Here is a 21,509-nt window from a genome sequence, read left to right on the forward strand (position 1 = left end):
GCCGGACGGTTCCGAGCCGGCTCATGACCTGGGCGGCCGGATCCTGCGCCCGCGGGCGGACTCGAAAAGGTTCACCGCCATCGCCGTCATGACCAGACCCGCCGCAAGCAGCAGCCCCTGGGGCAGGATCGCACCGGTAACCACAGCGGCCAACGCGATCGCCAGCGCGAGCCAGGCACGGCTCCGCCGGTACTCACGGGGCCGCCGGGGGCGGCCCTTGCCCAGCCCGCGGGCGAACCGTGGGTCGTCGTGAAAGAGCACGGCTTCCAGATCGGCGATCTTCTCGTCGTCGGATTCGGGCATGGTCCCCGCCTCCTCAGCGTGGGCTCGGGTCAGGCGAGCGCAAAGTAGCGCAACCGGACGTACAGGCCGGCGATGGCAGTGGTGACGGCGGTGACGATCAGCCCGTACCTGCTGAACTGCCAGAACGAGATGTGGTGACCCGCGCGGTCGGCGATGCCGATGGTCACGACGTTGGCGGAGGAGGCGATGATCGTGGCGTTCCCCGCCAGGTCGGCCCCCAGTGCGAAGGACCACCACAGCACCGCAGCATGTTCCAGGCCCCCGGACGCGGTGACGATCTCGGAGACGACCGGACCGGCGGAGGCGACGAAGGGAATGTTGTCGATCGCAGCCGAAGTCACCACCCGAACAGCAGCGCCATCGACGCCCCGAACAACTGCCCCTCGGTCGCCCGGGCGGCGGCCTGCCCGAGGTCGGTGATGACCCCGGTCTGCAATCGCGCCGACCATGACGAACAGGCCGGTGAAGAACGCCGGCGTCTCCCACTCCACGTCGGCTGCAACCTCCCTGGCCTTGAGCCGTGAGACGGCCAGGAGCACCAGCCCGCCGCTGATGGCCACCACCGAGGGCTCCAGGTGCGGCGCGGTGTGCAGGACGAAGCAGCCCATCACGATCACGATGACCACGCCGCTGACGGCCGGCAGCCGCCCGTCCTTGATCGCGTCGCGCTCACGCATCTCCATCACCTGCGCCGCCCGCTTGGCGTCGTACACGAAGGCGGAGCGAAACATCCACCGGGCCATCACGGCGAACACGACCACCAGCAGCGTCGCGATCGGTGCCATGTGGACCAGGAAGTCGTTGAAGGACAGCCCAGCCCGCGAGCCGATCATGATGTTGGGCGGGTCACCGATCAAGGTGGCGGCTCCGCCGATGTTGCAGGCCATCACCTCGGCGATCAGGTACGGCACAGCCGGCAGACCGAGCCGACGGCACACCACGATCGTCACCGGCGCGAGGAACAGGACGGTGGTGACGTTATCGAGCCACGCGGACAGGGAGGCGGTCGCGAGAATTAGCAACATCATCAGCCGGTACGGCCGCCCGCGGGCCCGCTTCGCCGCCCCTATCGCGACGTACTCGAAGATGCCGGTCCGTTTGAGGACCGCGACGATCAGCATCATGTCCAGCAGCAGGAAGATGACGTCCCAGTCGATCCCGACGCGCTTGGAGAAGAACGCGTGCTCGGGGCTGGTCGCCCCGAGCAGCAGCATGACCACCGCGCCCCCGAGAGCCGCGGCAACCCGGTGGACCCGCTCGGTGGCGATCAGCACATAGACGGCGGCGAAGACCGCCAAGGCCAACCACGTCGTCACGCTCACGGCGGCACCATGCCGAGGTCACCGCGGGCCGAGAGGGGCTGCCCTCCGCATGCGGAGGGGCACGGGAAGGTAGTCATCGGCGCGGACTCCGTTCGTGCCGTGGCCACGAACACACAGACTGCCCCCGCCCGGCGCGCCGCCAGAAGCCTGCGCCGGAAGGGACGTCAAGGGTGCTCCTCCACCTCACCATCACCCGCCCCACCGGCCCCGTACATCGGGGTCGACACCCATCTTCTTGTCACACTGCCCGTCACCGTGACGGGGCGCGGCTCTGTGCAAAGACCCGAGCCGGGTACCACAGGGCGGGCCTGACTCGGGCAGGCAGGAAGAGAGCTACCGCATCCGTTCGGGCAGGGTCTGTGCGGCCGCGTCAACATGAGCGATCGGGGTGCGGTCGTCGCTGAGGGGTGGTGATGACTTGGTGGTGCGTGCGTTGGGGTGACCGAGTCAGTCGCGACGCCAGCCGGCAGCACGACGGGGCCATCAGCCGGCGAGGACGTTCGGCGCGGTGGCTGCGCGCTTCGTCCCGGAGCTCGCACTCCGCCCCGAGGGGCGCAGTGAACCCGGCACACCGGGACGCACACAGGGCCCCGGCCCCCCGTGAGACCCATTCGGCGGCCGCCCTGGCGAATGAGGGCAGCGAGACGGCGCCCCTTACCTACGGTGAACGAAGGCCGACGACCTTCCGGCCCCTCCCCGGACGGCACTACTGCACGCGGCCGACTACGGCTGGCCCTCGACGTCACCCGCTGGCCCGCATCGACACGCCCCACCGGGCCCATGGGCTCGGCGTGGTACCCAGGCAAACCACCACGGACCGAAGCCAGCGGTTCATCGCACGCAGTCCTCGTTACCGGACCGGAGGGCGCTTGCTTCTGGGGTCCAGCCGGTAGTCGGGACAGTCGCGGTTTTGACAGGCGCCCGGGCTCCGCACGGGAACGAACACCCCAAGGGTCTTGTGCCGGTGGACTGCCGGGCGTTCGTGGCGTTGGGGGCCGGCCTGAACACCATGGCCGCAGCCGCGAAGGCGGCGGGGAAGCGCCGCCCAGAGTGACGGCTGGCTCCGCTCGGCCCGTACACCAGGGGCGGCGGCATTCTCTGGCATATCTTGCTCACGAAGGTGGCCCCCGTGAGGCCCCTCGCGAGAGGAACAGCGTGTGCGGCATCACCGGGTGGATCGCCTACGACCGAGACCTGACGGGCTGCCACGAACGAGACGTCGTTGCCGCCATGACCGCCACCCTGGCGTGCCGGGGGCCGGACGCGGAGGGAGTGTGGGCCGACGCGCATGCGGCGTTCGGACACCGCCGCCTGGCGGTGATCGATCCGGCGGGTGGCCGGCAGCCCATGGCGGCGGACATCGACGGCCGTACCGTGGTGGTCACCACCTACAGCGGTGAGCTGTACAACTACCGCGAGCTGCGCAGGGAGCTGGAGCATCGGGGCCACCGGTTTCATACCGCGAGCGACACCGAAGTGATGCTGCGTGCCTACCTGGCCTGGGGTGAGGACTTCACCGTCCGGCTCAACGGCATGTACGCCCTCGCCCTGTGGGACACGCGCGTCCAGGAAGGACTGCTGGTGCGCGACCGCCTGGGCATCAAACCGCTCTACTACTACCCCACCGCCTCAGGCGTGCTGTTCGGTTCCGAGCCCAAGGCGATGCTGGCTCACCCCGAGGTGGAAGCGACAGTGGACACCGACGGTCTGCGGCATCTGCTCATTCTGGCCAAGACCCCCGGGCACTCCGTTTACGCCGGCATGCGCGAGGTGCGTCCTGGTCATACCGTCCGGGTAGGCCACCACGGCGTCAGCGAACACCGGTACTGGGGCCTGACGGCCCGCGAACACACCGACGACCTGCAGACCACTATCTCCACCGTGCGCTGCCTGCTCGAGGACATCACAGCCCGGCAGCTGATCGCCGACGTACCGGTGTGCACACTGCTTTCCGGCGGCCTGGACTCCAGCGCGCTGACGGCCCTTGCCGCCCGCACACTTCGCGAACAGGGCCGCGGCGCCGTCCGGTCCTTCGCCGTGGACTTCGCCGGCCGGCGCGAGAGCTTCACTCCCAGCCCGCTTCGTCCCACGCCGGACATCCCGTACGCGCGGGCACTGGCCGCGCACGTCTCGGCCGACCACACCGACGTCGTACTGGAAGCCAGTGACCTGAGCGCCTACGGCAACCGCCGTGCCGTGCTGCGCGCCCGTGACCTGCCCTCCCTCCTGGGTGACACCGACACCTCGCTCTACCTGCTGTTCAAGGCAGTCAGGGAGCATTCCACAGTCGCGCTGTCGGGGGAGGCGGCGGACGAGGTGTTCGGCGGATACCGCTGGTTCCACGACCCTGTGGCGACTGCCGCAGACACCTTCCCCTGGCTCGCCGCCGCGGGCATCTCCGCGCTGGCGCTCGACACTGCTCTTCTCGACCGCGGTCTGCTGCACCGGCTGGACCTGGAGGGTCACCAGCGTGCACATTACCGCCGGGCACTGAGGGAGGTCCCCCACCCGGACGGCACCGATGCCACCGAGCACCGCATGCGGGAGATCTGCTATCTGGCGCTGACCAGGTCCCTTCCCCTGCTCCTGGAGCGAAAGGACCGGATGAGCATGGCCACCGGGCTGGAAGTGCGCGTCCCTTTCTGTGACCACCAGCTGGTGGAGTACCTCTACAACACCCCCTGGTCCATGAAGACGTTCGACGGTCGCGAGAAGAGCCTGCTGCGTGCCGCCGTCCGTGACCTGCTACCCGACGCCGTCGCGCAGCGCAAGAAGAGCCCCTACCCCTCCACACAGGACCGCGGCTACGCCCGGGCGGTACGCACAGAGCTGGCACGGCTTCTCGACGATCCCAACGCCCCGGTCCACGGGTTGTTGGACGGCGCGGCGACACAAGAGGCGCTCACCACGACTGACCCGGACAGCATGCGACGCGGCGCGGAGCTCGTTTTGGGGCTCGACGGGTGGCTGCGGGAGTACGGCGTGCGGCTCACGCTCTGAACGCACGGCGCTCGAAGAGAGTGCGAACGGAGCGGCCGGTCCACGTCCGCGACGTCGGAGAGCAAGATGTTCCGCCGTGCGCCGTGAAGACGGCATGCGCCAGGCAGGGCAACGCGCCAGCCACCCGGGTAGGAAAGGCCCCCGTCCTTAGCCTGCGTCTACCCCCCTGCCCCACGTCCAGGTCGGATGGCCCACGGTCCAGGATCGTTTGATCCTCCGCGTGCCCCAGCCTGTTGGCTGGGGCGGGCCTGCGACCGTCAGGTGTGGTGCAGGTACGCCGCGCGGAGATAGGTGCGCAGCCAGGCGTTCCGACCTGGTTCAGCGCTGTCCCGGTAGGGAATGACGAACTCGGAGATCATGACCTCTGGTGGCAGCGCGACAGGGTGCGTCATCCCCTCGTATCCCCGGCTGATGCGCTCATGCAGGTGCGCGGTGATGGGGCTGTTGCCGAGAAAGGCGGGCATCCGGAGGTCGTGTTCGTAGGCGCCGTCGAGGCCGTGGTCGACGGCTTCGGCGATCGCTTCCTGCACGGTCATGGTCTGGATGGGCAAGCGCTCGGGCGCGAACCACGTGAAGAGGTCGTCGGCGACGCCGGTGTGCAGCAGGTGGTCGGCCAGATGACGGGCGATGGCCGGGGAGCAGTGGAATCCGTCGCGGTACGTCCCGGTCGCAAACAGGAGTCCGTTCACTGAGCACGGTCCGATCAGTGGGAAGCAGTCCAGCGGGACGGGGCGCCTGCCGCAGAGCCACTGGGTGACTTGGGAGGACGCGAGGGTCCGGTCGACCTGTGTGCAGGCCGCGCGCATCAGGTCCAGCGCCACGCCCAGTTCGGGGCCGTGGGGCGGGCGGGTCGTCAGCACGCTGGTGGCGCCGATGTACTGCACCGCGCCGGGCAGGGGGACGACGTGAACGCCGCACGAGGCGGCCCGATTGGGCGTGCGGATGACATGACGGGCGCCTGCGGGCGCGTGACGGCGTGTCAGCAGGGCGAGGCCCGTGCCGTGCAGCATGGGCGGGACGGCTCCGGGGGGCAGGACGCCGGACGCGAGGTCGCCGCTCATGCTGCCGGCTGCCAAGACCACAGCGCCTGCCGCCAGTTCGTCACCGTCGGCGAGCTGTACCCCGCGGACCGCGTCCCCCGCCGCCGTCACGCCGCGTACCGTTGTGGACAGGAACCGCACCCTCTGGGTACGGGCTGCCGCCTCCAGTGCAGACAGCACGCCCCGCGCGTCCACCGCGCCCTCCCGGCGCAGATACAGGGCCCGCAGCGGGCGGGCGTCCATGGACGGCGCCAGGCCCTCGATGCTCTCCGGGGCGATGTCCTCATGCGGTTCGTCGTACTGCGCCACAGCAGCGCGCATCGCGTCGAAGTTCTCACCGGTGATCCGCCCCGACCCGCTACCGAGCACGACGAACGTGCCCGTGGTGTACGAGTCGCGCAGGGAAGCGCCTGCCTGCGCGCCGGCCGCATCGGCCAGCATGTCCCGCCACGCAGGCCAGCTGTCCAACGCCCGACGCGCGAGCGCGAACCTGGCCCGGGACGCCGCATGCCCCGCAGTGTATTTGGTGACCTCGCCAAAACAGTTGTGCATCGCCCCGGCCGCCGCTGTGGCCGCGCCCTCCCGGCCCGGCGGCCCGATCAACGCGACCCGCATTTCCGGAGCCCGGCGTGCCACCTCCAGTGCCACGGAGAGCCCCAGGACCCCGTTGCCGATCACGGCAATATCCACACTGCGCACAACCGTCATCCGATCCCCTCGCCCAGCGCGTCCGCACCACTGTTGGAAAGTCAACGGGCCGGTGACCAAGGTGGTTACGGACATGCCCGACGGCTGGCACCAGCCGGCGATGTGCTGTGGGCCGTGGACATCAACACCGGCATCGCCGCCCTGGCGACCGGCCCGCTGCTGGTGCAGTCCCGCCGCGGCAGCTCCTGCAGAGCCGCTTCCCGGATCTCGTGGCCGCGGCCGCGGACCTGCCCGACGGCCTGGTCCTCGACGGCGAGCTGGTGGTGTGGGCCGAGGAGATGAGTCGTTCGAGGCGCTCCAGCGGCGCGCGGTCTCCGGCGGCCGTACCGCTACTCGCCTCGCTGCAGAGGCGCCAGCGCACTTCATCGCCTTCGTCGTCCTCCAGATCGACGGCCAGGAGCTGCTGCACGTCCCGTACGGTGAGCGGCGCGCGCGGCTGGAGCGGCCGTTCGCCGACCATGGGCTGAGTGCCCCGTGGACGCTCTGCCCCGAGACGACGGACGTGGCGACGGCGCAGGAGTGGCTGACGTCCTGGACGCAGGTGCCCGGCGTTGAAGGACTGGTGATCCGGGGGAGCGGACAGCGGTATCTGCCAGGGGCCCGCGCGCTCTACAAGGTGCGCCGCCGGGACACCACCGAGGCGGTGGTCGGCGCCATCACCGGAACCGTGCGCCGGCCGCAGACGCTCGTTCCGACGCCGCTCGACGTCGTGCTGGTCGAACCCGTGTTGGTCGCCGAGATCACGGTGGACACGGCGCTGGAGCGCGGCGCGTGGCGGCACCCGGTGCGCTTCGCCCGGCTCCGGCTGGACGTCGCCGTCGCCGATGTCCCGCCCTTCGGCGCGGGCGCTGAGCCCGCCAGCGGGTGACCGGCCGTGCCCACCGCCCCCGATGCTGTCAGGGGCTGGTGAGGATCGTGGGTGCCGATGCGGCGCCAGATGACGTGCGGTATGCCGGGGCGGCACGCGGGCCCGTACTCGCACGTCGCGCGTCCTGCGGGTCCGGCGCCCATGGACCAGGTGAGCTCGTAGACGCCCGGTGCTCGTTGGACGCGCTTGACTGGTGGAGTACGTACGGGTTCGTTCGCGGCCACATGACGCGTCGAAGACGCATTTCAGCTGGTAGATCGGCGTGCTGGGTCCGTTCACTCGATGGTGTGAGATCTCCGCAGTAACTCGCAGATTCTGCGATCGATCGCCGTAATCTTCGGAGCTGTGTCGGATTTCGAAAGTCGCACGCTGTCACTCGTACGCACCGTGCCGGGGCCGGGAGGGCCGGGTGGGTTGGTGAACCCGGCCACAGTGTCGGTCGAGGCCGGCCTCGCGGACGTCGTGACGCTTCAGCGGCGTCGGCAAGCGAGGATCTCGGCGTACGACGAGGAGAGGTTCTTCCTGGACACGCTGTCGGAGTACCAGTGGGCCCGGGATGCGGCGGGGCTGGCGCAGGAGACGCTAGATGGGCTGATCAAGCCGGTGATCGAGGTTTGCGAGTTCTACGGCACGGTGCCGTGGCAGCTCTCTTCTCGTGAGGTCGACCGGTACTTCGCCGGGCCGGGGAAGAGGGCCCAGTCGACGATGCGGTTCAAGATCGGCAAGATCGACCGGTACTTCGCGTTCCTGGAGCAGCGGTACGCGGGCGAGATCATGAGCCGCTTCGGGGCTGTGGTCGAGTCGCCGATTGATCCGTTCAACAGGCCCCGTCACCGAGGCGACTTCGGGCTGAGAATCCCGCCGTCGCAGGCGGCGATGAAGATGTTCTTCGGCCGCTGGCGCGAGGACCTGCCCCGGGCACGGAAGTACCTGGTCGCCTGCCGCGACTACGTGATGACGAAGATCGCCTACCTGTCGGGCGTCCGTGCGGCGGAGTTGTGCGGCGTCTGCATGGGGGACGTGCACTGGGAGCACGGCCAGTGGGGCCGGTTCGTTGTCCTGGGCAAGGGCGCGAGCGGTTCGGGGCCGCGGCCGCGCGAGGCGTACCTGTTCCAGGAGGGCCGGGCTCTCCTGTGGTGGTACATCGAGCAGATCCGGGGCGAGTTCGGCGACGATGCCGAGCACCCGCGGGCGCCGCTGTGGCCGTCGGAGCGGAAGCCCACGGCGGTCGCAGCGCTGAACCTGCCGATCGCACCGGCGATCGTGCCCTCGACATTCCGTCGTGCCCTGCACAGCGCGGCGGTGAGCTACCTGAGCGGTCCGGTCACTGACCTGTTCCCGCACCTTCTCCGGCACGCGTGCGCGACCCACAACTACGAGCGCGGAATGACGTTGTGGGAGGTGCAGAAGGTCCTCGGACATGCCTGGGCAACCACGACTCTTCGGTATATGGCGACCGCGCAGGCCGATCCTGAGCACGCGAACCTGGAGGCCAGCTCCCGGGCGGCCCAACGACTGGTGATGGACAGGGGGAACCTGAGGTGAAGTGGAATCTGCGGATGGTGGCCGCGCAGCGGGATCTGTGGCGGCCGACCGAGGTACTGGCCGCGTTCCGGCAGGTTGGGTTCAACCCGTCGCTGAGCAAGGTCGCCGCGCTATGGGGCGGGACTCCGGTCACGGTGCGGCTGGAGGACCTGGACATGATGTGCGCCGCGCTGGGCTGCACCGTCGCGGACCTGCTGCAGGCAGAGCCCCTGGCAGGAAGCCACGCGGTGCCGGAGGAAGGGGAGCGGACGGCCGACGGCGCGGAGTTGCCGTCGGGGCCGGTGCGGCCGGTGCCGGGAAGCCGCCGGGGGAGTGGCCCGCGCTCGCTCCCGCCGAGCTGAGCGCCGGTGGCTGCGGACCGGGCAACGGCCCGGAGCTGTGCGGACTGTCTGGGCTGGGTCGTCCTCAACCAGAGGGGGGTCTGCGCCGGGTGCAGGCGCTGGCGACAGCACTACCGCGAGCGGGAAACGTGTCCGCGGTGTCGGCACGAGAGGCTGCTGAACTCCGACGGTCTGTGCCGCTCGTGCCTGCAGGCGATCCGGCTCCTGGACGACGCCGAGTGGGCCCTGGGGATCGAGGGGGCACCGCCGCGTGATCTCCAGCTGACGGTCGGCGTCTATCACGACCGCGCGGACTCAGCCCGCCAGCTGAGCCGGGCCGGCGGCGCCGGCCCGCGGACCAGCGAGGTGTGGAACCTCAGACTCAGGCAGCAGCGCGCGGGCGCCGAGCAGCCGCCTGCGGTGCTCGAGCCGGGCGTGTGGGGGCAGATCCCGCTGTTCACGATCCCCAGGACTCTGACCGCGGACACGGTCCGGGCAGTCGCAGGCCGACCGGTGTCCGGGTGGGAGAAAGCCCAGACGATCCTGGAGGAGATCGCCGCCGAACAGGGGCTGAGCCGCGGGAACCGCTACCGCAAGGCAGCGCTGCTGCGACTCGCGCTGGCGGTCCGCGCAGCCGAAGGCACCCGGCTCATGCCCGAGGTGCTCCTGCGGGACCTGCCCGCTGGCCGGACCACCACCCGCCTCGTTCTCCAGCGGGCCGGGCTGCTGGCCTCCGAGCCGGAACCCCTGCGACTGTCGCCAGCAGTCCGGCGCCCACCCCGGACCGTGGCCGGCCGGGTGCCCCGGTGCCGGTCGCCGCGGTCGTGTGCGGACTGCCAGGCGTGGATGACCTCTGGCCAATACGGTTCCCGCTGCGCTCCCTGTCGGCACTGGCGCGAGAAGCTGGTGCGGGGCACCTGCGCACGCTGCCACCGGCAGGAACTCCCGCTGCGGAAGGGACGCTGCCGCGGCTGCCGCCCATACCGTCTCCTCGACGACACCCAGCCCACCACCAGCCAGTACACACAACTGCTGATCGACGTGCCCATCGGCGGATCCGGACCGCCCCCGCCGATCCCGGCCGACGAACCGTCCCACGCGGACCTGCCACCCGCACCGGCGCATACCGCGGCCGGGCAGGAGCAGCTGTTCGCCATCCGACGCGACTGGACGCGGCTGCTGCCGCGCCTCCAAGGCCGGAACACGGCCGAACTGATGCTGACCGGGACGGCCGCACGACTGGTCGAGGACTTCAGCCGGGTTCTGCACGAGCGGCAGTCACCCAGTCACAACAGCAATATCCGCACCTTGAGCATCATCCTCTACTGGTGTGGCGCCCAAGCGGCCATCTCGGAGCGGGACATCCACGACCTGGCCCGGACCGGCCCAGACCTCAAGGCCAAGACCGTCTGCCAATTCCTGCGCGACCGGGGCATCCTCCTCCAGGACCCCGACCTCCACCGCGACGTCGATCGGACATGGATCGACACCACCGTGGCCGCGCTGCCAGAGGTCCTTGCCGACGAGGTAGGACAGTGGGTGAAGGTGCTCTGAAGCCGGGGCCGCCACGAGGGCGAGGTCCGCGGCTACGACGCGATTCGCCCGTACCTGGCCTCTCTCCAGCCGGTGCTCACCACTTGGGCGGAGGCAGGTGTGCTCTCGCTGCGAGAGATCACCCGGCAGCACGTCGACGCGGCCGTGGACGGCTATGCCGGACGTGCCCGCAGGCAGCTCGCCCTCGCCCTGCGCAGCTTGTTCAGAACACTGAAGCGGGAACGGGTGGTCTTCCGCGACCCCGCCCAGCACCTTCGCGTCGGGAGCCCGACAGGCATCCCGAAGCCCGTCCCCAGCGACCTCCTGGCCAGCGCCTTGCAGCAGACGAGGACCCCGCTCGGGCGTCTGGTCCTCGTCCTGGCCACAGTCCACGCCGTGCCCGTTCACGAACTCCGCACGATCCTGACCTGCGACCTGGACCTCGCACGCGGCACCCTCGTCATCCGCCGCGGCCTTCGACGTCACACCCTCTACCTGGAGGAACTCACCCACCAGATCGCCGCCGACTGGCTTGACTACCGACACCGCCGCTGGCCCGCCTCGACCAACCCCCGCCTGCTCGTCAGCCAGAGATCGGCGCTCGACCCCGACCAACCCGCCGTGGGGAAGACCCTGCTCCGTGTCGACGTGCCGCCAGGCCTCACTCTGGTCCGCCTGCGCCAGGATCGCATTCTCAACGAAGCAGCAGAAACAGCGGACCCCCTCCGGCTGATGAGGCTCTTCGGGATCACGGAGAAGACCGCCATGCACTACGTCACTGCGGCCCATCCTGAGCGCACGGCGAAGCCACCCAGGTGAGCGAGCCCAGTTCAGGCGTCCTGGGAGCTTTCGGTACCGTCCTTGGACTCGGCCAACACTCTGCCGCCGACGAAAGCTACACCGAGGGCGACTGCGGCGGTAGCGCCTACCAGCACTTTTTTGAGCGCCCCATCCAAGAACTGCTTGTTCTCGCTGTCCTTTTGAGATTGCATCCTGGCGGTTTCCTGGATTTGCTCGATCAGAAACCTCTTCTCTTCCCGAATCAGGTCGTCCTTGCCGAGTTCGCCCTTGAGAATGTCCCTGACCTCCTGCCAGGCCCGGTGGACATGCTCCTGACTTTGGCTGTTGGCCGAGAGCGTAGACTCGTGTGCTCTCTCGACGGCACTCACAGCATCCTTGGCGAAGTCCTTGAACGCGGGGAACTGCTCAACGATCTTGAGAGCCACCTCGGTGTCCATGTTGGGCATCATGGCTGCGAACCTGACCATCTTGTCTTTTGAGAGGTTCCTCCAGGACTCGATCCCAAGCGCCTTCATGATCTGAGCTTCGCTCTTGTACTTCATGCCGCCGATCCCCCTTGACTTCAGCCGGGCAGCCACAGGAACAAAGGCCCGCAGAAGCCGTCAGTCGCGCCAGACACCCTGAGCTGATCTACCGGTAATCTAACCCGAGTTGGGCCCAAACCATGCGTCTCCTGGCGCGAGGCGCCGGCCACTCGGTACGGTTCGAGCCCTGTCGAGTCGTAGATTCTGCGAACTGGGCGCGCTTGACGTGCGGGCCGCTGTAGTGGCCGCGAACGATGTGCGGCTGGCGCTGGCGTCTGTGGGAGAAGCGGCGCGTATCGGCGCCTAGTTCGACCTGGTCGCGGGCCTATAGGACTGGTGGGCGGCAGCCACCAGGACGGAGGGCCTAACGGGGCGGCCTGCGAGCTGGACTAAAAATCGCTCTCATCCCGTCGCCCAAGCATTCAAGATGTTCCTCGTGACCCATCGTGCCGCATTTTCCCGGTCGTGCCCGAGTCCTTGGACAGAGAACTACGCGGTCCTTGGCGGGCGGCCTGCTGTCTCGTCCTCTGGGGCTGCTGCGCCGGAGCTGGAGACCGATGCGGAGCTTGCGTTCGCGTTCCGTACGGCTGCCGACCTTCTGGCCGAACGCTGGTACGCCAACCGTATGGACGATTCGTTGGTGCTGGTCGTGTTGTACAACTACCGGCACGCTCTCGAACTGGGGCTCAAAGTAGTGTTGCGCGCCTTGGTCGACAGCATCAAGTTCGAGGTTGCGCCGGGCGCTGAGGCGCCCGAGGTTGTGGAAAGAGTCGGTAAGAAGCTCGCTCAGACTCATCAGCTCAGCGTCTTGACCGGCTATCTCGTCCAGCTCGCGCCGATGTTCCGGATGCGCCTGCGGGACGACGTCACATCGCTCTGTGACGAGGTCCATGCCCTGGATCCGAGCGGCCAGGCGCTGCGGTACAGCATGGTCAAGGGTCAGGGCGGGGCGACGGTGCCGGCCCGCCCTGACCCTCTCTACGTCGACGTCCCCGAGTTCGCACGCCGGGCGGGTGAGGCGTGCACCGCGCTGGACCTGCTTCTCGATCAGATCACCAACGTGCAGGACTGGCAGGTCAACCTGGGCCCGGATTACCTGAGGCAGCGGAGCTAGTCACCTGCGTGGGCGGCGCAGGTTCTCCTGTGAGGACAGCAGTCCGAGGACCGCGTGCTCCTGGTGGTACTTGCGCCACCGCTCAGCGAGCGAGCGGTCGGTGAACTGCCCCCGACCTGGGTCGCTCGACGTGGTCAGCTCGATCGCGTCACATCCGCCGACTTCCTCAGTGAACGCCGCGGCGAGTTCCGCGAACGACGGGCCTCGGTAGTAGCTGACGTGGGTGCCGGTGATGTCCAGCTCCCTCCCGGATTCGTCCGAGACCAGGGTGTTCGCCGCCACCCGGGAAGTGAAGTAGGCGCTCACGTCGTCCTTGACTTCAACGCGCATCGCGGCAGAGACCTGCTGGCGATAGCTCGGCGGCTTCAAGCAGGCCAGGTAGGAGAAGTCGATCCGGGTACCGTCGGTGCGGATTACTTCGAACCCCGGGTACGGCCCTTGCAGTGGTGGTGCGATTACGAAGGCCTCCACGCCCACACCGATCTTGACGTCAGCCTCTGCGTGCAGGTCGAGCAGGTCCAGCAGGAGCAGGTGATCCGCCTCTTGGTCCACGATGCTGCCCACGCTGTATCCGTACAGCACGTCGCGGACGGCTTCCTGCGCGGCTTTCTTCGATGGGTACTCCCGCGGTCCGATCCAGAACTTGGGCAACGTGCCCCCTCCTCTTCCTATGTGCGGCAGTGCTGCCCACCTGGGCTCTGGTCTATTCGGATTCTACGAGCTGTTCCGAGAGGTTATTCCGGCACTTGTGGATCTTCATCTGGCTGACCCCAGCGCTCAACGGCTAGTGGAACCTGCTCGCCGAGCCGCCTTTAACGGTGGGCAGGCGGCCGGGTTCGTCGTCACACCGGTCCCGGATTCCGCGAACCCGCGCGTTTCGCGGAGGCCAGCGCGGAAGGTTCCGGAGCGCAGGTCGTCGACGAAGGCGGCCACGGCCTGGCGGAAGCGGCGGCGATGGTCGGCGTTGAAGCGGGGCGTGGCTTCGTAGGTAGGCACGGCGATCTCCTCCTGGAAGCACGAAGCCCCCGGCGGCTGCCGGGGGCGGTGGGTCTCTGTCTGGGGTGAAGGGAGTCGGTGACGTGGTGCGGGGTCAGGCGTCCTTGGCCGTGGGCAGAGGAGCCGTTGTCGCTGTCCGCTGGTGCGAAGAAGTCGGTTGTTGTCGCTTGTTGGGGCGTAAAGGGTCTAAGGAGTCGATCGACGCGCAGCATTTACATGGGTCTGGTGGTGTTCGCCTGACGGGCGCGACGTCGCCGCAGATGCCCGCACGACGGGATCGGGCGTGAAGTTCCGGTGAACCCTCCCGCCCCACGGGATCGCGCTTTTTCGCAAGTCAGAGCCGGTGTTCGCTGCCTGCATGATCAGAGCCGTGATCCACCTCGCCATGACCGACCTCATGGCCCGCCGCCTCACCGGCGAGAACACCATCTCCTGGCGCGACCCCAAAAAGACCACAGAACACCCGATCTCAGGATGAAACATTGGACGAAAACGACCTCTTAGCACAGTGCTCCCCTCTCGCCTCCTAGTGATCACCATGTGCCCCTTCGCCTCGACGAACGACGGGCCGTTGTCCGCGAGGCGGGAAGGCACCTTCCCGGCCAGAGTTCCGCCAGCAGCCCCTGCCGAAGCTCAGGTTGGCACGGCTTCGCCGCCACCCCGACGGACGACAGCGGATTCCGGCCCGTGAGTCTCGGTGAGTCTGGGTGAGTCCTTCCGAGGGGCTACGAGTCTCGCCTGGAACAGCTCGGCGGTCTACTGGTGAATTGAGCGGAAGGTTTTTTCGTCGTACACACAGATGACCGGAGGCCTAGGTTGCTCACGAGGCCTGGCAACCTCGTTACGCTCCGGACATGGAGAAAGCACGGCAGTTCTCGATGGTGGAGGCTGAGCAAAGGCTGGGCCCGGCAGCAGTCGCGGCGATCGAGCGTTCGGTTGCCGAGGCGCCGCCACTTCGGCCGGAGCAGATCCTCGCGCTGCGGGCGATCTTTCGGTCAGCGCGTAGGCCCGGGGGAGCGCTTGATCGTCCCGGCGGCGTCAACGGGGTCGGAGCTTAGGATCGCTCACACAGAAGTCGTTCAAACCTGAACCACCTTCAGCGGGATGCAGTCCGGGGAATCTTGGCCGCCTGGTTCACAATGAGCTCACATATCGCGAGTCAGGATCGGCAGGGGAGAGACCGCATGCTCGACGACCTGGACCGCCGCGGCGCGGCCGTTTTCGGCTCCAGCCGGGGTGAGGTGAACTGGCCGTACGACACCCCCGGAGTCATCAACCTCGCCCTCCGCCGCACCGACCGGCCGGCCTACGACCGGGAGGTGGCCGAGATGCAGGCCAAGCAGGAGGCCATCGTCTCCTGGGCCGAGCGCCACGGCCTGCGGGCAAGCAGCACCAGCTGCTGCCTCCTGTGGCTCACCCGGGAGGTCAGCCGCCGCTGCCCGTCCATGGACACCTGCCACACAGGCGGCCGCGCCAGCCGAAGCTGGTTCCACCACCCCCTCTTCTGGCTGAAGAACGGTCAGCCGGCCGTCGTCACCTCCGTCTCCTGGCACTTCAGCGAGGAAGACCGGTCCGACGTCGACTGGTGGACCCGGGCCTTCCCCAGCCTCAGAAGCGAGCGGGGACAAGGCTGGTACGGCTTCGGCACCAGTCAGGTGCTGCTCTGGCGCTCCGACCGCATCAGGACGGTTAGGCCTGCGTGGCTTGAAGGCCTGGAGTGATGACCGCCCCTCTCCCCGCCCGCCCAGCCAACATCCCCTGCTTCCTGCCGAGTTCGACGAGCAGCTGCGCCAGCGCCTCGCCGAGCTCGACGCCGCCTCCGACAACCACGCGGCCGACCAGCGGCCCGACAACACCACCCACTCGTACGCGTCCGACTGGAAGACTTGGACGGCGTTCTGCGAACAGCTCCAGATCCCTCCCACTGCCGCCACCCGGGGCACGCTGCGGGCGTTCGTCGCCTACCTGTGGAACCGCGAGCAGCGCGCCTACAGCACCATCGACCGCAAGCTCGCCGGGGTGTCTGTCACCCTGCGGCAGGAGTACGGCGTCGTCATCAACAAGCGGGACACGAAGTCGGCGCGCGAGCTGCTGAAGGACTACCGGCTGAAGGCCGAGGAGAATGAGGAGCCGACGCGTGGCCGCGGGAAGGCGCCGGCGATGCGGGTTGACGCGCTCCGCCAGATCGTGGAGAAGTGCTCTGACGACATCTTCGGTGTGCGGGACCGGGCCATGCTGCTCCTCGGGTTCTCCATCGCCGCCCGTCGTGCCGAGCTCGCTGGCCTGCGGCTGCAGAACATCTCCGCGCCGTGGGAGCCAAGGGAACCATCATCTCCGCGACGATTCCGAACGAAAACACCAAGGGCATCGCCTACTGCTGAATCACAGCGGACAAGCGCCACTGCTCCGCGCGTCGGCCGACCGCCGGCTGACGCGCGGAGCAGTCGGCCCGAGACGTCACACCGCGGATGAGGGCAAGGGCCACCCAGCCTCCGACCTACACCCCACGCAATCCGGCGCCGGGCAACTGACCATACGACCTCTTGACCTGGCCGTTCCCCAAGACGAGGAGAGACATGGCAGCCTCAGCCGATTCCTGCGGGCGGATACCCCGGTTCAGGAACGGATCACCAAGGTGGGCGGACAGCCTGCGTGGCGCGGACAACCGCAGTGGACGCTGTCGAAGCAAACCGGCCGCGCCGTGGTGTTCCTTGCCCAGTTCGATCTCGGCCAGGGCCGCACTGCCTACCTGTTCATGACCGGTAGCGAAGAAGGCTGGGTCGACGGTACCTACGAAGCGGACGGCGGCGAGAACGCCGTCATCGTCCAGCCCGGCGGGCGCGTTCCCCTCCAACTCCGCACGATCCCCGTGGCCGAGGGGCCAAGTGCCGGCCCCGAGTACCTCATGATCCCCAGCGACCGGATTTCCGCCGGCGCGGAAGGGGAGATCCTGCCCCAGGCTCCCGCCTGGCAGCACCAGGAACCGGCCGGGTGTGGCTGCAAGGCGAGGAATGGCCCGGCCCCGACTGGCGCTTCCTCGCCCAGATCGACAGCCGCGACCTGCCACTCGACGTCGACTTCGGCTGCGGCGACATGGGCGTCGGATACGCCTTCCTCTCACCAGATGCCAGCGAAGGCCGCTCCTTTGGCAGAGCAGTTGAGCTGATCTGGCTCCAGGGCATCGCCGCCCGCGCGGCTGTCCAACGTCACTGGGACCTCCTCGAAGAGGTCATGCAGGCGATGTGCACCTGGGACGGCACGTGGGACCAGTGGAACGCACGAGACAAGATCGCCCCCTGGCTCGCATCACTCACAGCGGGCCGACCTTGAAACCCCGGCGACGCAGGTGGCCGCGGACGCGCCCGGAGCCGTCATAGCAGTCGTCTCCTACGCCCCGCGACCAGGGACGACACCGAGCAACTGCCACCTGCCGCCAGAGGAAAGGGGCTCGGGCGCGCCATGCTCGATACGGCGCTCGATGTCCTGACCGGCCTGGGCGCTACCGAGGTCCTCCTGTACGTCGACGACGACGCACCGCCCGACCGGGAACATACCGCCGCCAACGCCTCTATGACAGGTCCGGCTTCACGGAGAACGACCGTCTCTACTCCTCCACCCTGTCACCTGCGGCATAGAGAGGGGTCGGTCCGCCGTGCTGTGCAGCGATGTGAACCGACGTCAGCATCATGGGAGCCCAGCAGCTCCCTGCGGCCCCTTCTGGCCGAGCCCATCCTCGTCCGCGTGCGAGGCCGACACTTCGGCGAGCAGCTCGGGCAGCGTGCCCGGGAAGTGCCACAGCCGAGGCACGAACGCGGCCCACCACCGGGCGGGGACACCGCCGGCGCTCCAGCGGGCCAGCACGGCAGCGGTCTCCACGTGCAGGGCGGAACGGCCGCTCCACGCCGCGCGCGAGACGTCGGCCCAGCCGGAATGCTGCCCCACCCACGACGTCAGCAGGCTCGCGGGACGTATCAAGGGGGCCGCCTCCGCCGCCGAGAGCTGCCCACGCTCGAGAACCGCGCCGAGGTGGCCGAGGTGCGGGGCCTGCGGATCCCGGTGGGCGTCGTAGACGACGGTCATGGTCCGCAGCGCCTGGCGGGCCGAGGCTGCGGTCTCGCCGAACGGCCCGGTGTCGCCGGGCCGCTGCCACGGGGGCACCCAGTGGCTCTCAGGGCGCCGGTACGGCTGCTGTGCCTCCGCCTCGACGGCGGGAGGCGGCAACGGGCGACCAGGGACGGCCGGCCGGCCAGTCCTGAGCACGACAGCGACCTCGGGCGGACAGTCGGGGCGCGAGCGCAGCACCTCCGAAGCCGTACGCGGCAGCCGACCGCCGAGCCGGGCCGCCGCGACCAGCCGCCAGTCGATCCGGTACGGCTCCTTGAGGATCGACCGCATGACCCGCTGCACCTCCCAGGGCGGACGGTCCGTGCGATGCGCGGCGCGCAGGCGCCGCAACAGCGCGCCCGTGCCGAGCCGGCGCTCGGCCGCGCAGTCGAGAAACGGTTCCGGATCGGCCTCCGCGCAGGCCGCGACAACATCGGCGTCGGCCGGGCCGCCACGACCGGGCAACCGCGCGGCGAGTTCCCGCACCCGGGCCGCCCCGCCCGCAGCACGCACGGTCTCCCAAGCGGTCGCGCGAGCCGTCGGCGGGTGCTCGCCGCGCTGGTCAAGCAGGGCGGCCGCCGCAAGGTCCGCATCACCCGAGAACAGCGCCCGACGATGATGGTCCTGGTGGTACGCACCGCCGGCCCCGGCGGTGAGAGGGTCCCGTATCCGCAACAGGCACAACGTCTCGTACCCCAGTTGGCGGTTGTCCAGCAGCGCCTCATCGACCTCGCGGACGTCGAGGTCGAACAGGGCTCGCTGGGTGCCGACGTTGCCGACCGTGTGCGCGAGGGCGGCCCGCAGCCTCGTGCCCCCCAGCCGCTGGACGGCCTCCGTGACGGGGGTGGGTGGATCCAACCCCATGAAGAACAGGGCCGGATCGATGTCCAGCCATGCCTCCAGGGCGGCGGGCCGCTGGTGGTACGGAATTAGCGTCGCAAGACAGGCAAGGTGGAACCGGTTAGTCATCCGCTGGTTCGGCGTCAGTTCCTCGTATGCAGACACCCCGGACCGATCCTCCAGCACCACAGCTACCCCACCCCCGCCCCCGCCGGACCCCCGGCACCCTACAAGACGCCCCGAGACTACGGAGGTGTCGGCGTGTCCCCTGCCCAGGAGCTCGCCGACGCCCTCGGCACGCTGGCCGACGTCGGTTTGACGACACATGGCTGCGAGCGAGCCGTGCGCATGTGGCCGCTTCGCCATCATGGGCGGATGACATACAGCGACGCTGACCTGAACGCTCTCCTTCATCGCCTGGATGATCCGGAGCTGACGGAACATCCACCTGGCTACGACCACGCGGCGACGCGAGCGCTTTTCGAACAACTGGTGGCCAGGCTGGATGCGGACTTCGACACACGATGCACGGCGGATCGCCAGGTGCAGGACGCGAGCCTGCACGCCCGAGTCGAAGTGCCGGCGGAGACCACGGCCTGCGGGGAGCGGATCGTCATCTCCGTCAGCAACTTCGGATCGATGGCAGTTGTGGCCGCCGAGAACCCGGGCGTCTACTTCGATACCGATGAGGCGGTGAAGGCAGGCGCGCTCGACGTCACCGACTTGCGCAGAGTCGAGCGTGCCCTGACGGACCTGGGTTACGTGCCGATCCCAGAGCGCCTACTCACCCGGCCGTACGACGGGCTGAGTCCACTGGCCACGTACCGCCCGGGGGAACGAGTCGATTGGTGGATTCGGTACTTCGACTACATCTAGAGCTTGTCCGCGTAGGGGCGTGAGCTGAGGGTCTGCCTGACGGTACGGTCGTTGGGTGGAGTCGTTGAGGGTGGACGAGTGCCCGTTGCACAGGGTCGGTGTGCGTCCTGACTACCTAATCGGGCGGCGGCTTGGGCAAGTGGTGGCTTCGTGGCATCTGTACCGCCAGCACCTGGCCATTGGCATGCCTGACCTGCCGCCAGCTGAAGCCTGCCGCGAGCACCGCCACCCCGGCGGAGCTGGCGGCGAGCCATTCTGCTGCGTTCATGGACGCAAGGTAGCCGCGAGGTTCGACAACGCCCCCGACGTCGCAGCAGGAGGCAGGAGCGTGCCGTGTGCGTGCGGGTTTCTGTGGTTCGCTCCCTTTGCGGCGGTGCTGGTCAGCCGGCCGGGCTGGTGGGGTGGATGAGGGTGTGGAGCATGCGCTGGGTGGTGGGGTGGGTGGAGTGGATGCGGGTGGTGTCGGTGCCGCGGGTGAGCAGGACGCGGTAGATGTTCAGCGCGTAGCGCAGGTACTGGTCGGCGGGCAGTTTGCGGAGGGTCTCGTCGCGACTGCGGTGGGGGTGGGCTTCCCAGTGGTCGTTGTTCCAGGTGAGGTCGGGGCCGATGATGACGCCGGCGTCGCGGTATTCAAGGCCTTGGGCGGTGTAGATGCAGCCGATCTGCTGGTGTCCGCCGGTCTTGGCCCAGAGCTGGTTGTGGGGGGCGAGGGGGCGGCCGTCGTCGGGGTGGGTGAGGGCGGCGGCGGCGTTCCAGGCCGCGTGCCAGGTCCGGGCCGGGGCGGCGGGATCGGTGCCGGGGACGTCGATGGTGATGTCGAGGGGGAGGGTGGTGGCGCTGCGAGGGCGGGTGCGGGTCCAGGGCCAGCAGAAGTGGTGCGCGCTCGTGACCCTGTGGCCACCCGGCACCCGCCGCATAATCCCTGGCGGACGTTCGTGTAGTAGGCGAGGTTTCCATGACCCGGCGCGGTCGTGGTACGGCCGAAGGCGTCGTAGGTGAAGCCGGCGTCGACAGCACGGTCGGCGCTGTCGTAGGCATACGTCTTGGCCGTGCCTCCGCCGGTCGGGCAGTGCAGCAGGAGTCACGTGAGTAACTCCGTGCCACAGCGGCCCCTTCAGCGATCGTGGCCACGCTTGTGGCCACGATCGCGCCCGCCGCCGTAGTCAGCGCGGCCAGGTGGGGTCCGGCATGATGTTCCAGCCTTCGATGAGCCCCCACAGCTCCCGCCGGGTTCGGGGAAGGGCCTTCTCCAAGGCCCGGCCCAGCATTTCGCGGCTTTTCAGGCAGGGCTCGATAAAGGTGTAGTAGGCCGTGTCCTCGAGGTATCCGCCCGGGCTGTCCAAAAGGGCCTCGACGAAGGTGAAGCAGCGGGTGAGGAAGTCGTTGTCCCGGTCCTCGGCGAGCGCGGGCAGGAACAGGGGGTACGCGAGTACCTCGGACAGCAAGGTGCCAGGGTGGGTGTTGAGCTGCTCCCAGTGGGAGACGTCGGCGATGCGCAGGTCGTGCCGCTCGGCCGCGACCTCGACGTACGGGAGCACCTCGGGCAGGTGCCGCAGCAGGGTCGCGTAAAGATTGTCACTGGTGACGGGATGCATGGTGGGGTACTCCGAGGGGG

Annotated in this window: 21 protein-coding genes and 1 pseudogene; 12 read left to right on the forward strand and 10 right to left on the reverse strand. The window is 68.8% G+C overall.

The genetic code is table 11. The features are described 5' to 3' along the window. Positions 1-21 precede the first annotated feature (21 nt). Entirely contained in the window at positions 22-303 is a 282-nt protein-coding gene (locus ACWDX6_RS20615; RefSeq protein ID WP_451486326.1) for a DUF3040 domain-containing protein, read from the reverse strand. A gap of 29 nt (positions 304-332) precedes the next feature. Continuing rightward, the gene (locus ACWDX6_RS20620) at positions 333-1,625 is read right to left on the reverse strand and encodes an SLC13 family permease (protein ID WP_451486327.1); all 1,293 of its coding nucleotides are present in this window, start codon (positions 1,623-1,625) and stop codon (positions 333-335) included. A gap of 1,155 nt (positions 1,626-2,780) precedes the next feature. On the opposite strand from ACWDX6_RS20620, the gene asnB reads away from it, so the two are divergent. Continuing rightward, complete coding sequence (gene asnB / locus ACWDX6_RS20625) at positions 2,781-4,625, forward strand: asparagine synthase (glutamine-hydrolyzing) (RefSeq protein ID WP_451486328.1); 1,845 nt, start codon at positions 2,781-2,783, stop codon at positions 4,623-4,625. A 257-nt stretch (positions 4,626-4,882) separates the two neighbouring features. Here asnB and ACWDX6_RS20630 read toward each other — a convergent pair whose 3' ends face one another. Continuing rightward, complete coding sequence (locus tag ACWDX6_RS20630; protein ID WP_451486329.1) at positions 4,883-6,373, reverse strand: NAD(P)/FAD-dependent oxidoreductase; 1,491 nt, start codon at positions 6,371-6,373, stop codon at positions 4,883-4,885. Positions 6,374-6,638: 265 nt separating this feature from the next. Here ACWDX6_RS20630 and ACWDX6_RS20635 point away from each other — a divergent pair, with 265 nt between their 5' ends. From ACWDX6_RS20635 to ACWDX6_RS20655, 5 genes are all read left to right on the forward strand, one after another. Continuing rightward, positions 6,639-7,241: an ATP-dependent DNA ligase gene (locus ACWDX6_RS20635; protein WP_451486330.1), complete on the forward strand. Its 603-nt coding sequence runs from the start codon at positions 6,639-6,641 to the stop codon at positions 7,239-7,241. A 417-nt stretch (positions 7,242-7,658) separates the two neighbouring features. Then, positions 7,659-8,786 (forward strand): site-specific integrase, encoded by a 1,128-nt coding sequence (locus ACWDX6_RS20640; RefSeq protein ID WP_451486331.1) that lies wholly within the window; start codon positions 7,659-7,661, stop codon positions 8,784-8,786. Continuing rightward, complete coding sequence (locus tag ACWDX6_RS20645) at positions 8,783-9,127, forward strand: helix-turn-helix domain-containing protein (RefSeq protein ID WP_451486332.1); 345 nt, start codon at positions 8,783-8,785, stop codon at positions 9,125-9,127. The genes ACWDX6_RS20640 and ACWDX6_RS20645 overlap by 4 nt, the downstream gene beginning before the upstream one ends. A gap of 345 nt (positions 9,128-9,472) precedes the next feature. Further along, on the forward strand, positions 9,473-10,660 hold the full coding sequence (locus ACWDX6_RS20650) for a hypothetical protein (RefSeq protein WP_451486333.1): 1,188 nt from the start codon (positions 9,473-9,475) through the stop codon (positions 10,658-10,660). A 72-nt stretch (positions 10,661-10,732) separates the two neighbouring features. Then, the gene (locus tag ACWDX6_RS20655; protein WP_451486334.1) at positions 10,733-11,458 is read left to right on the forward strand and encodes a hypothetical protein; all 726 of its coding nucleotides are present in this window, start codon (positions 10,733-10,735) and stop codon (positions 11,456-11,458) included. Between the two features lie 11 nt (positions 11,459-11,469). Here the strand turns inward: ACWDX6_RS20655 and ACWDX6_RS20660 are convergent, their stop codons facing one another. Beyond that, positions 11,470-11,982 carry a hypothetical protein gene (locus ACWDX6_RS20660; protein ID WP_451486335.1) on the reverse strand — a complete coding sequence of 171 codons (513 nt, stop codon included), beginning with the start codon at positions 11,980-11,982 and terminating at the stop codon, positions 11,470-11,472. Positions 11,983-12,400: 418 nt separating this feature from the next. Between ACWDX6_RS20660 and ACWDX6_RS20665 the strand changes: the two genes are divergently transcribed. Further along, a complete protein-coding gene (locus ACWDX6_RS20665) occupies positions 12,401-13,078 on the forward strand; it encodes a hypothetical protein (RefSeq protein ID WP_451486336.1) in 678 nt (225 codons plus the stop codon). On the opposite strand, the gene ACWDX6_RS20670 is transcribed toward ACWDX6_RS20665, so the two are convergent. Continuing rightward, a complete protein-coding gene (locus ACWDX6_RS20670) occupies positions 13,079-13,729 on the reverse strand; it encodes a DUF3223 domain-containing protein (RefSeq protein WP_451486337.1) in 651 nt (216 codons plus the stop codon). A gap of 712 nt (positions 13,730-14,441) precedes the next feature. Here ACWDX6_RS20670 and ACWDX6_RS20675 point away from each other — a divergent pair. The 3 genes and pseudogenes from ACWDX6_RS20675 to ACWDX6_RS20685 all read left to right on the forward strand — a co-directional run. Next, positions 14,442-14,552, forward strand: a pseudogene (locus ACWDX6_RS20675) (IS5 family transposase); the annotation flags it as partial. 706 nt (positions 14,553-15,258) lie between these two features. After that, a complete protein-coding gene (locus ACWDX6_RS20680; RefSeq protein ID WP_451486338.1) occupies positions 15,259-15,795 on the forward strand; it encodes a hypothetical protein in 537 nt (178 codons plus the stop codon). Then, the gene (locus ACWDX6_RS20685; RefSeq protein ID WP_451486339.1) at positions 15,779-16,546 is read left to right on the forward strand and encodes a hypothetical protein; all 768 of its coding nucleotides are present in this window, start codon (positions 15,779-15,781) and stop codon (positions 16,544-16,546) included. The genes ACWDX6_RS20680 and ACWDX6_RS20685 overlap by 17 nt, the downstream gene beginning before the upstream one ends. A gap of 25 nt (positions 16,547-16,571) precedes the next feature. Here ACWDX6_RS20685 and ACWDX6_RS20690 read toward each other — a convergent pair whose 3' ends face one another. Then, positions 16,572-16,928, reverse strand: a complete 357-nt coding sequence (locus tag ACWDX6_RS20690; protein ID WP_403296070.1) for a hypothetical protein — start codon at positions 16,926-16,928, stop codon at positions 16,572-16,574. A gap of 137 nt (positions 16,929-17,065) precedes the next feature. Here ACWDX6_RS20690 and ACWDX6_RS20695 point away from each other — a divergent pair, with 137 nt between their 5' ends. Next, a complete protein-coding gene (locus ACWDX6_RS20695) occupies positions 17,066-17,404 on the forward strand; it encodes a hypothetical protein (RefSeq protein ID WP_451486340.1) in 339 nt (112 codons plus the stop codon). A 354-nt stretch (positions 17,405-17,758) separates the two neighbouring features. Here ACWDX6_RS20695 and ACWDX6_RS20700 read toward each other — a convergent pair whose 3' ends face one another. Next, complete coding sequence (locus ACWDX6_RS20700; RefSeq protein WP_451486341.1) at positions 17,759-19,183, reverse strand: hypothetical protein; 1,425 nt, start codon at positions 19,181-19,183, stop codon at positions 17,759-17,761. 96 nt (positions 19,184-19,279) lie between these two features. Here ACWDX6_RS20700 and ACWDX6_RS20705 point away from each other — a divergent pair, with 96 nt between their 5' ends. Then, on the forward strand, positions 19,280-19,894 hold the full coding sequence (locus ACWDX6_RS20705) for a hypothetical protein (RefSeq protein WP_451486342.1): 615 nt from the start codon (positions 19,280-19,282) through the stop codon (positions 19,892-19,894). A 115-nt stretch (positions 19,895-20,009) separates the two neighbouring features. Here the strand turns inward: ACWDX6_RS20705 and ACWDX6_RS20710 are convergent, their stop codons facing one another. From ACWDX6_RS20710 to ACWDX6_RS20720, 3 genes are all read right to left on the reverse strand, one after another. Continuing rightward, positions 20,010-20,162 (reverse strand): hypothetical protein, encoded by a 153-nt coding sequence (locus ACWDX6_RS20710; protein WP_451486343.1) that lies wholly within the window; start codon positions 20,160-20,162, stop codon positions 20,010-20,012. A gap of 112 nt (positions 20,163-20,274) precedes the next feature. Next, complete coding sequence (locus ACWDX6_RS20715) at positions 20,275-20,802, reverse strand: DNA/RNA helicase domain-containing protein (RefSeq protein WP_451486344.1); 528 nt, start codon at positions 20,800-20,802, stop codon at positions 20,275-20,277. A 255-nt stretch (positions 20,803-21,057) separates the two neighbouring features. Next, a complete protein-coding gene (locus ACWDX6_RS20720; RefSeq protein WP_451486345.1) occupies positions 21,058-21,489 on the reverse strand; it encodes a hypothetical protein in 432 nt (143 codons plus the stop codon). Positions 21,490-21,509 lie beyond the last annotated feature (20 nt).

It is taken from the genome of Streptomyces sp. NPDC003027, from assembly GCF_053591435.1.

Excerpts from the sequence above, each read along its gene's own strand:
- ACWDX6_RS20660 (WP_451486335.1), bottom strand. The coding sequence starts at position 11,982 with ATGAAGTACAAGAGCGAAGCTCAGATCATGAAGGCGCTTGGGATCGAG.
- ACWDX6_RS20615 (WP_451486326.1), bottom strand. The coding sequence starts at position 303 with ATGCCCGAATCCGACGACGAGAAGATCGCCGATCTGGAAGCCGTGCTC.
- ACWDX6_RS20710 (WP_451486343.1), bottom strand. The coding sequence starts at position 20,162 with ATGAACGCAGCAGAATGGCTCGCCGCCAGCTCCGCCGGGGTGGCGGTG.
- ACWDX6_RS20680 (WP_451486338.1), top strand. The coding sequence starts at position 15,259 with ATGCTCGACGACCTGGACCGCCGCGGCGCGGCCGTTTTCGGCTCCAGC.
- ACWDX6_RS20630 (WP_451486329.1), bottom strand. The coding sequence starts at position 6,373 with ATGACGGTTGTGCGCAGTGTGGATATTGCCGTGATCGGCAACGGGGTC.
- ACWDX6_RS20720 (WP_451486345.1), bottom strand. The coding sequence starts at position 21,489 with ATGCATCCCGTCACCAGTGACAATCTTTACGCGACCCTGCTGCGGCAC.